Raw genomic sequence first — 9519 nt, forward strand, 5'->3', positions numbered from 1 at the left:
CATGCTTCCAATCAGATTAAAAGGCAGCATGAGAACCGACCCCACGCTGCCTATATTTCATTTATCCTTGTTCCTTCGCCCGCTGTGCATCTCTAATGTTCTTTTGAACCGTAATCGCCGCAAACAGACTGAGCACAAAGGACATCGCATAAAATCCTTTTTCGCTTAATATGATACTTCCAGCATTGTATAAACCAATCACCATTAATGAAATAGACACAATAAGTGCAAACCAACTAATACCATAATAAATCCCCGTAACAGGTACGCCCTCTTCTTTATCTCTGACTGCTTTTTGCAATGATACCGCTGAATATAGTCCAAACACGAGAACGGCGAAATAATATCCTTTTTCATTCAGTTCCATTGTCGCGTTAAACAAACCAATGAGATAGGCCGCCACCCCTACTAACAACGCTCCCCATGAGGCTCCTTTGAAGGCTGCAGTCGGTTCACCCGGCTTCCTTTCTTCCTTGATTTTCGGTTCACTTTGCTTCCCTTTGTCCACAACTACCTCTTGATCGTTAGACATCAAGTGTCTCTCCCCCATCATTTGATCTAAAAAAAACGGAGCACCGCAGTTACACGATTGTGCCCCTTCCTAAATTCATTATATGGAGAATAATAGCAAATAGTAAATATATTTTTATCTAGGTCATTTGAGACGGTTTGTTGCAGGTTTCTCAAAAAAAGAAGCGTGAGAACCGTCCCCATACTTCAACTATCCAGCACTTTGAAACTAAGATATTCTATAGTAAAATCAAAGCAACATGGGGACGGTTCTCACGTCTCCATCATTTCGTGAAACACAATGTGAAACAAGAAAATTCGGGTGGTGACAGGCACTAAATGGCTAAAAAACAAGAAATAATCGATGGTTACACAATTAAATACCATGCAAATGGAGAGACCATGTGGTCAAAGGGAAAAGTCAATGAAGACATGCCAGAGGGCTACTGGGAGTGGTACCGAATAGACGGTACCATCAAGCGTTCCGGGTATTTCGAAAATGGTGAACCGATTGGAGAATGGATTACCTACGACAGCAACGGTGAGAAGTATAAAGTCACCAATCGAGATAAGAAATAAAAAAAAGTGGGAGGGGTTCGCCCTCCCACTTTTTAGTGTGGAACAATTTGTGAAACGAGGAAAATCGGGTGGTAACAGGCACTACATCAAATGTATACTTTGTCTCTGATACCATAAAATAAGGTTACATTTAGATTGCTTCTTTGGAGGGTGTTACGTTTGGTGAAGACAAAGGAAGAGAAGAGTCATAGTTTGACTTCGGCGGAGATGTCGGCCCTTTGGCTGCAGTATATGGGAGACAGTATGGCTGTTTGTGTGAATAAATACTTTCTCAATATAGTCGAAGACACTACGGTTAAATCGATTGTGAAGGATGCGTTAATTCAGTCACAAAATCATATAAACCAAATCACTAGTATTTTTAACAGTGCAAATTGCCAAATTCCAAAAGGATTTACAGACGAAGATGTCAATCTTCATGCCCCACGTCTGTTTTCAGATCCATTTATCCATTTTTACTCATACATCATGACTGTGCATGGCTTGACCGCGTACAGCCTAGCGCTGACAACATTAGAGAGAGCAGACTTACAAGACTATTTCTTTGAATGCATAACATCAGCGAAAGATTTATTACAAAAAATTGTGAAATCTGCAAGTACTCAAACCTATTTCTCAAGTATTCCTTCCATTCCTGCCCCTTCAAAGGTGGAATTTACTCAGTCAACAGGGATGATTTCAAATTTATTTGGTGAGAAGAGACCGCTTAATAGTTCAGAAATTTCAACCCTCTTCTTCAATTCAAAGAAGACTGGTTGCATAAGTTCATTAAGCTTAGCCTTCAGTCAGGTTGCTACGAATGAAGATGTTCGTCATTTCATGGTAAGAAACATGAAATTAGCTGGCAAAGATGCCGCAAGCTTTGACACGATTCTAAAAGAAGATCATTTACCCATCCCTGAGAAATGGGATGCTGAAATCACAGACTCAACCGTAAGTCCTTTTTCAGACAAATTGATGATGTTTCATGCGGCATTATTAATTAATGCGGCTCTCTCTTATTATGGAGCATCGATCGGGGCAAGCTTAAGATCTGATATCATGTTGAATTATTCCAAGGTAATGACCCATCTAATGAAGGCTGGAGCGATTTGTTATAACATTTTAGTTAAGCATGAATGGCTAGAAAAACAGCCTGAAGCCATTAATAGAACATCATTATCACAAAAAACAGAGAACTAGTTCCCAGCACTAGCCTTGAAACAAGATTTTTCGACAGGTGCCTGGCACCACGAAGGGATTTGGTCATGTAGCATGTGGAGAAATTTGCCTTCTTATTATAAAATTTCGATACGTATTGTCATTATTTATATTTTAATGAGCTTGACCTGGTTGTTCTTTTCAGATTGGCTTTTATTAGAACACTTCAAAAATCTCCCAGTTTGGTTATTGCATGCAAAAGGCTGCTTTTTTATCCTGACAACTGGGATCATCTTTTATTTTGTCATCATGAAGAGGTTAAAAGAAACGTTTGCAAATGAGCATCAATATCGTCTGATTCTCGAAAATGCGACAGAGTTAATTGCCATTATTGATAATCAAGGCATTCTAAAGTATGCATCACCTTCTTTCAAATCAACATTGGGTTACTCACAGAAAGAGACCATAGGAACACCTGTATATAACTTTATCGATTTTAAAACGCTGCCTGAATCAGCTTCACGACTAAAATCTAGAATAAATAAAGAGCTTGAAGGAGATTTTGTCTCCATTCTCAAGCATAAGAATGGACGTTGTGTGATTGTCGAGGGGAAAGGAATTCCTATAAGTGAAACGAATGGCAAGGTTGAGCAGCTTCTTGTCCTTGCTTATGATATTACCGAACGAAAGAATTCAGAAGAAAAAATGGAATATATGGCTTATCATGACTCATTAACAGGCTTACCTAACCGAAATTATTTTCGTACATCTTTTAATCGAGCCATTGAACAAGCCAAAGAGCATAACCAGAAGATGTCCGTCATTTTTATTGATTTAGATCGTTTTAAAGCGGTCAATGATACATTGGGTCATAGTATCGGGGATGATTTACTCATCAAAATCGCTGAGACACTTAAGTCCTGTATTTATGAAAATGATGTTATTTCGCGACAGGGTGGGGATGAATTTATTATCCTTTTAAATAATTCTTCCTACGAGGAAACTAGCCAAATCGCAACTAATATCCTCCAAGCCTTATCGACACCCTTCCTTTTGTCAGGTCATGAGGTCTATATCACCCCTAGCCTTGGAATTAGTATGTTTCCAAGAGACGGGGAAGACGTTGAGACGCTTATTAAAAATGCAGATATGGCGATGTATGATGCGAAAAACAAAGGGAAAAACAATTACCAATTTTATTGTAATCATCTAGCTTCAACAAATTTTAGGAAGATACTGCTAGAAAGTAAATTAAGAAAAGCATTACAGAAAAACGCACTTACGCTCCACTATCAGCCCAAGGTGAATTTACACTTAAATAAAGTGACGGGTTTTGAAGCACTGCTTCGGTGGAATGACCCAGATGTAGGAATGATTCCCCCTTCCGAATTCATCCCGATTTCCGAAGAAACAGGTCTTATTGTTCAAATTGGAAACTGGGTACTACGTGAAGCGTGTCGTCAAACAAAGCGTTGGCAGACGGAAGGAAATCCACCGCTGTGTATTTGTGTGAACATCTCTGTCCGTCAATTTTTAGACGATGGGTTCTTAGAATCGGTTAAGTTGATTCTAGAGGAAACGAAACTTGACCCAGAGCATTTGAACCTTGAAATTACAGAATCCATTGCCATGTCCGATGTCGAAAAAACTATTACTATTCTAACTGAATTAAAACAGCTTGGTGTCCTGATCTCATTAGACGACTTTGGCACAGGCTACTCATCACTAAGCTATTTAAGCAAATTACCACTTGATTTTGTAAAAATCGATCAATCCTTTGTCAGGGACCTACATCTAAATGAGGAAAATAAAAACATTGTACGAGCCATTATCCAAGTTGCACACAGCTTGAAAAAAATAGTCATCGCTGAAGGTGTAGAAACAAAGGAGCAACTGGACTTCCTCCGCCAAAAAAAATGTGACCATGTCCAAGGCTACTACTACAGCAAACCAGTTCCAGCAGAACAAGCTATCGAATTCCTAATGAATGACTTACAAAGGTAAAGCGCAGGGTTCATGATCCTGCGCTTGGCAAAGTGGGGACGGTTCTCATGCTTCCTATTAGGATGAAGTGTGTCACCTATAACCTTAACCTATGCAACACCTTTGTTTTCCCCGCACTCATATACCAATCAGTCAACTCAAATTCCCTTCAGAGACATCACTTGTCCCAAAATCAGTCGCTCGATATACTTCTAGCGATTGAAGAAAGGCTGTCGGATTTTTCAACTGAGGCTTCTGAAATCTAAGACATGTCATTTGAGCGGTGTGCGTCTTTTATCGCTGGTCCAGCGTGCTTTTGACAGCCGATTGAAGAAATTGATCTCGAATCTTTTGTCGTTGATGTTCCCCCCTTTTGGCGATGTTGTCTGGCACCTATAGATGCTTACCAATCCTTTCAACAACCTCACGATAAAAATCGTCTGGATGTGGTACAAATTGATTTCTATGCACGAAGACTTCTTTAATTATTCGCTTCGATCCATCTCGATTCACTTCAAATCCACTGATTTCGACTTCATCTTTTTCTCCCGTCCAAAGCTGGGCAAAATCAGTGAATTTCACTCTCACCATTCCAGAAACCTCTTCCTTTTGAAGGGTAAAATCCTCAAACGGATGCGAGCATATATAAAGGAAAGCATTCGCAAACTCTCGATCAATGAAATGCTCCTCAAAAACGGTATACTTGATCACACCTAACCCAATCAACTCTTCAATAGCAACATCAATCCCAATTTCTTCCTTAATCTCTCTGACCCCATCCTCCACTTTTTCGTTCGCTAATAAATGTCCTGCGGCGGTAATGTCAAAGAGGTTCGGATAATCCTTCTTATGTTCACTACGGAGCTGCAAATAAATATAAGCGACACCATGTTCATGACACACAAACCAACAATGAAAAGCCTCATGCCAATGCCCGAGCCTATGTACCTCACTCCGCGTTGCAACCCCAATTTGACTCCCCTGTTCATCGAAAATTTTCAACTTCTCCTGCTCACTCATAATTGCCCCCCCTTTTGTGCTACCCTAGCGCCTATAAAAACATCATAATCACCGTTGATAAAATAGGACCTAAAATCACAAAACCTAGAAATAAGGCAATGAACTTGACCGGTGTTGACAGCCCCTTCGGTTCATTTGTTAATTGCTCCAACCTATCAATCCGATCATTTAACTTAATGATTTCCACTAACAGTTCTTTATTCGTGGGTTCCTTCATGAACATAGCCCCCTATACGCATTTTCCTTTATTTTACTATATTTAATAGTGGAGAAGTGAGAATAGAATGAGAAATGTAATTTAAACAAATGTACAACAGTAGCAATAAGGGTTTCACAAGCTTGAACAAACGTTTGTTTAGGCTGTTTTCTCAAAGTTTGTTGTTTTTTTGACAAAAATTATGGGGAATGCGACATCTAGCAGCCTGAATACACTGAGACTCCCGTGGGATGCGTGGGCAAAGTGAGACCCCGCAGGAGCAACGCGACGAGGAGGCTCACCGGTCACCCCACAGGACGCGGAGTGTATTCAGGCTGCGGTATTTAAAGCAACAATATATACGAAATCAGCCTTTGTTTATAATCACACCTCACATAATACGTGGAAATGGAAGCGTGAGAACCGTCCCCAATTCGGCATTTAATTATATACTCAAAATATTTTAAAAACAATTCTATTTTTTCTATTATTTAACAAATATAATTCTTTTGATATTGATAATTTGGAGGCGCATTGATGCGAAAATTACTTTCTGTTTTGCTTATTGTTATGTTAAGTTTTAGCGTTTTACCAACGGTTGGTTTGGCTGCTCCATCTGATGCAGAGTTAGAGTCATATTTAACTGAAATTGGGTTAACGAAAGAAGAGTTAGTTGAGTATCTTGATTACTATGGTTTAACAATTGAAGACTTTGTAGATGTTGAAGAAGTAAGGATTTTTATTGGTCCTGTTTTAACAGAGGAAAATCTGCAAGAAATACTTTTGGAGTATGAAATTACATTAGAAGAGCTTGAAGCACTATTGGTTGAGTATGGTGAAATTGAAGAAGGACAAGCTGTTTTTGATGTTTATTATTTTTATGATGATTTATATTGGACAGTAAGTTCATACTTGGACATGTATGGCACTCCGATTACCCCTGAAAATCTGCAAGAACTTCTTGATAAATATGAATTAACTCATCAGGAGTTAGTTGAGCTTTTCGAAGCAAATGATGATTCGATTGAGTACTATGAATACATTGAGGACTTAGATCTCATGACGGAATACTATCTCTACTATCCAGAATTCGATATCGATACGATCTTAAGTGAGATTGGATTAACGGACGACGAATTGGACGCTCTAATTAATCATTTAATGAGCACCCTTGATTATGAAGACCCTGCGTTTGAGGCGAAATTGCTAGAGTTATCTGATCGCCTAGAGAGCTTCGACTATTTTGATACCATTGACGAATTAACAGCTGAGCAAATTGCGGAACTAGCGTATATTTTCAGTGAGCTACTAGATTTATTCCAATTAGATGTCGACTATTATCTAGTAAATGGGGACGAAAAGAAACCATTAAACCTGCAAACTCTTATCACAATGACTGAGTTAAAAGGTGCCGACCTTTTGATCGAATTTTTCAATAAAGAAGGACTTTTCCTTGCTGATATCTTAATTACGGGTGAAAAGTTTGATTCCGATTTGATTGAAGAAGTTGGGAAAGACGTGAAGGAAGTTGACAAGATGGTAAAAGAAACACCAAAACCACCCGTTACTAAAACAGTGAAAGGTGGCAAGTTGCCTAACACAGCTTCTGATTACCCTATAAACACATTAATCGGAGGATTAGTTGCTGGATTAGGAATCATCTTATTCCGTCGTTGGAAGAAGCATTATGCGGCTTAAGCGGTTAGCATTAAAAGAAGTCGGAACCAAGCGTTTCCTTCTTCTTTTTTTCAGTATTGTTCTAATTGCAGGTGGGACATGGTTTACGGGGACAAATGGATATAAGTTTCTAAAGGGGTATTTTCTATATAAAACAAACTCGGTTGCGGCTCAGCCTATGCCAACACCTGCGATTGAAAAGCCAACGCCTGTCGTGACCAAGAAACTGCCAGCGAATGCGAATGTAAGCTCTCTCTATGAAAAAACACCCCAAATTGGTGAGGTGATCGGCGATCTCTATATTCCGAAGATTGATGCCACCCTTCCCATCTATCACGGCACAGATGAGGATGAGCTGGAAAAAGGGGTCGGTCACTACAAAGGGTCCGTGTTGCCCGGTGAAAATGACAACACCGTCTTAGCAGGACATCGCGACACCGTGTTTCGCCGTCTCGGAGAAGTCGGTGTGGGTGATACTCTCGTGGTCACAACGAGTGCGGGGACCTTCAAATATAAGGTTCGAAAGGTGCGGATTGTTGATAGTGATGACCGGACCGTTATCGTGCCAAAGCCAAAGGCTACGTTGACAGTATCGACCTGCTATCCGTTCGACTTCATCGGAGATGCGCCTGAGAGGTATGTGCTTGTTGCTGATTTGATTGGGGATAAGAAAAAATAGGACGTGGATGTTGGAGCTAGCTGCTTTTGTGGCTGGCTTTTTTTAGTTTTGGGTGATGGATTGAGATTGGGGTGTGGGGCTGCACTGGAGGAAGCGTGAGAACCGTCCCCAATTCACCACAAAAAAAAGGATTTCCCCCACCCCATCTTGAATTATTACTCTTATAGTCCAAACCCGAGAGGAGAGCCATCCAGTGAATATGATCGATAAACGTTTGCATGAATTAGGGATCAAATTACCAGACCCAACTCCCCCGCTATTCAATTATGTCCCAGTCATGATTCACCAAGGTATAGCATACATTAGTGGACAGGTACCACGCGTGAATGGAGTCATTCCTTATCCGGGAAAAGTCGGTCAAGACGTAACAATCGAGCAGGCACGAGAGCTTGCTGAAATCTGTGTGTTAAAGGGATTAAGCTGCCTAAAAGCAGAAATCGGTAGCCTTGACGAGGTCATACAAGTATTAAAAGTAACAGGCTATGTCCAATCCGCACCAGGATTCACTGAGCAACCGAAGATAATTGACGTCGTTTCAGAATTACTGGAGAAGATTTTCGGTGAAAAAGGTCGTCATGCCCGCACAGCTGTTGGAGCATCCGAACTCCCGAACAACACACCAATCGAGGTTGATTTTATCATTGCCGTAAAACAAGGAGGCACACAATGATTCAGTTAAATGATGTAAAAGAAGCGAGAGAACGAATCAAGGATATCACGTACATAACCCCCATTTTAACATCAGAACAGCTTTCACAACTCTGTGGAAACCACATCTTCTTAAAATCAGAGCATCTTCAAAAGACCGGGTCGTTCAAAATTCGTGGAGCTAGCAATCGCGTGATCCAAGCAATTGAGGAAGGAGCGAAATACGTCACAGCGGCCTCTTCAGGAAATCATGGCCAAGCCGTCGCCTACGTCGCAAACAAATACGGCATTCCAGCGACAATCGTTGTTCCAGAAGATGCGAGTCAATGCAAAATCAATGCCATCCAAGCCTACAATGGAAAAATTGAGAAATGCGGCACCACTTCAGCAGAACGCTTGCCACGAGCAAAAGAAATCGCAAGGCAAGAAAACGGAGTCTTCATCCCGCCATACGACGACCCTTATATCATGGCTGGTCAAGGAACTGTAGGACTTGAAATCCTCGACCAAATTCAAGATGTCGATGTCGTCATCGTCCCAATCGGAGGTGGAGGACTCATCTCTGGAATCCTAACTGCTATCAAGGAAACGAATCCGAAAATCAAAGTAATTGGTGTAGAACCTGAGCTTGCCAACGACACATACCTTTCCCTTCAAAACAAACAAATTACAGCGATCCAAGGAACAACCACCATTGCAGATGGCTTAAGAACAAACCAGCCAGGTGACCTCACCTTCCCTGTGCTCGAAAATTACCTTGATGACATCGTCCTAGTCAGTGAAGATGACATTCGACAAGCATTCAGCTTTGTGATGGAACGGATGAAACAACTCATCGAACCATCCAGCGCAACCACCATCGCCGCTGCTCGAAAACTACCTTACCAAGGAAAAAACATCGTCACCATCATCTCAGGCGGAAACGTCGACCTAGACAAAGTACCCAGCTTCCTAGTTTGAAACATGGGGACGGTTCTGTAGTGCACCCCAAAAGTTAGAGTGAAATCTGACTTTTGGGGTGTTTATTTTTGAGTAAATATAGCGAAGATTTTAAGCTTATGGTTGTAAAAGAGTATCAGGAGGGGAA

10 protein-coding genes are annotated in these 9519 nt (G+C 40.8%); 7 read left to right on the top strand and 3 right to left on the bottom strand.

The features are described from left to right. Positions 1-61: 61 nt before the first annotated feature. On the bottom strand, positions 62-532 hold the full coding sequence (yiaA, locus tag F7888_RS19820; RefSeq protein ID WP_191782660.1) for an inner membrane protein YiaA: 471 nt from the start codon (positions 530-532) through the stop codon (positions 62-64). Positions 533-849: 317 nt separating this feature from the next. Between yiaA and F7888_RS19825 the strand changes: the two genes are divergently transcribed. The 3 genes from F7888_RS19825 to F7888_RS19835 all read left to right on the top strand — a co-directional run bounded on the left by F7888_RS19825 (position 850) and on the right by F7888_RS19835 (position 4233). After that, positions 850-1089, top strand: coding sequence for a toxin-antitoxin system YwqK family antitoxin (locus F7888_RS19825; protein WP_191782661.1), 240 nt, complete (start codon positions 850-852; stop codon positions 1087-1089). A 162-nt stretch (positions 1090-1251) separates the two neighbouring features. Beyond that, the gene (locus F7888_RS19830; protein WP_318246328.1) at positions 1252-2271 is read left to right on the top strand and encodes a DUF3231 family protein; all 1020 of its coding nucleotides are present in this window, start codon (positions 1252-1254) and stop codon (positions 2269-2271) included. Between the two features lie 84 nt (positions 2272-2355). Further along, entirely contained in the window at positions 2356-4233 is a 1878-nt protein-coding gene (locus tag F7888_RS19835) for an EAL domain-containing protein (RefSeq protein ID WP_191782663.1), read from the top strand. Positions 4234-4605: 372 nt separating this feature from the next. Here F7888_RS19835 and F7888_RS19840 read toward each other — a convergent pair whose 3' ends face one another. Continuing rightward, entirely contained in the window at positions 4606-5232 is a 627-nt protein-coding gene (locus F7888_RS19840; RefSeq protein WP_191782665.1) for an NUDIX hydrolase, read from the bottom strand. Positions 5233-5263: 31 nt separating this feature from the next. Further along, entirely contained in the window at positions 5264-5449 is a 186-nt protein-coding gene (locus F7888_RS19845) for a hypothetical protein (protein ID WP_191782667.1), read from the bottom strand. 516 nt (positions 5450-5965) lie between these two features. Between F7888_RS19845 and F7888_RS19850 the strand changes: the two genes are divergently transcribed. The 4 genes from F7888_RS19850 to F7888_RS19865 all read left to right on the top strand — a co-directional run bounded on the left by F7888_RS19850 (position 5966) and on the right by F7888_RS19865 (position 9392). Further along, positions 5966-7126: a processed acidic surface protein gene (locus F7888_RS19850; protein ID WP_191782669.1), complete on the top strand. Its 1161-nt coding sequence runs from the start codon at positions 5966-5968 to the stop codon at positions 7124-7126. Next, complete coding sequence (locus F7888_RS19855) at positions 7116-7784, top strand: class D sortase (protein ID WP_191782671.1); 669 nt, start codon at positions 7116-7118, stop codon at positions 7782-7784. The genes F7888_RS19850 and F7888_RS19855 overlap by 11 nt, the downstream gene beginning before the upstream one ends. 199 nt (positions 7785-7983) lie before the next feature. Next, positions 7984-8454, top strand: coding sequence for a RidA family protein (locus tag F7888_RS19860; protein ID WP_191782679.1), 471 nt, complete (start codon positions 7984-7986; stop codon positions 8452-8454). Continuing rightward, on the top strand, positions 8451-9392 hold the full coding sequence (locus F7888_RS19865; protein WP_191782672.1) for a threonine ammonia-lyase: 942 nt from the start codon (positions 8451-8453) through the stop codon (positions 9390-9392). Before F7888_RS19860 ends, F7888_RS19865 begins: the two co-directional genes overlap by 4 nt. Positions 9393-9519 lie beyond the last annotated feature (127 nt).

The organism is Litchfieldia stipae, assembly GCF_014837155.1.
Taxonomy (GTDB): domain Bacteria; phylum Bacillota; class Bacilli; order Bacillales; family Bacillaceae_L; genus Litchfieldia.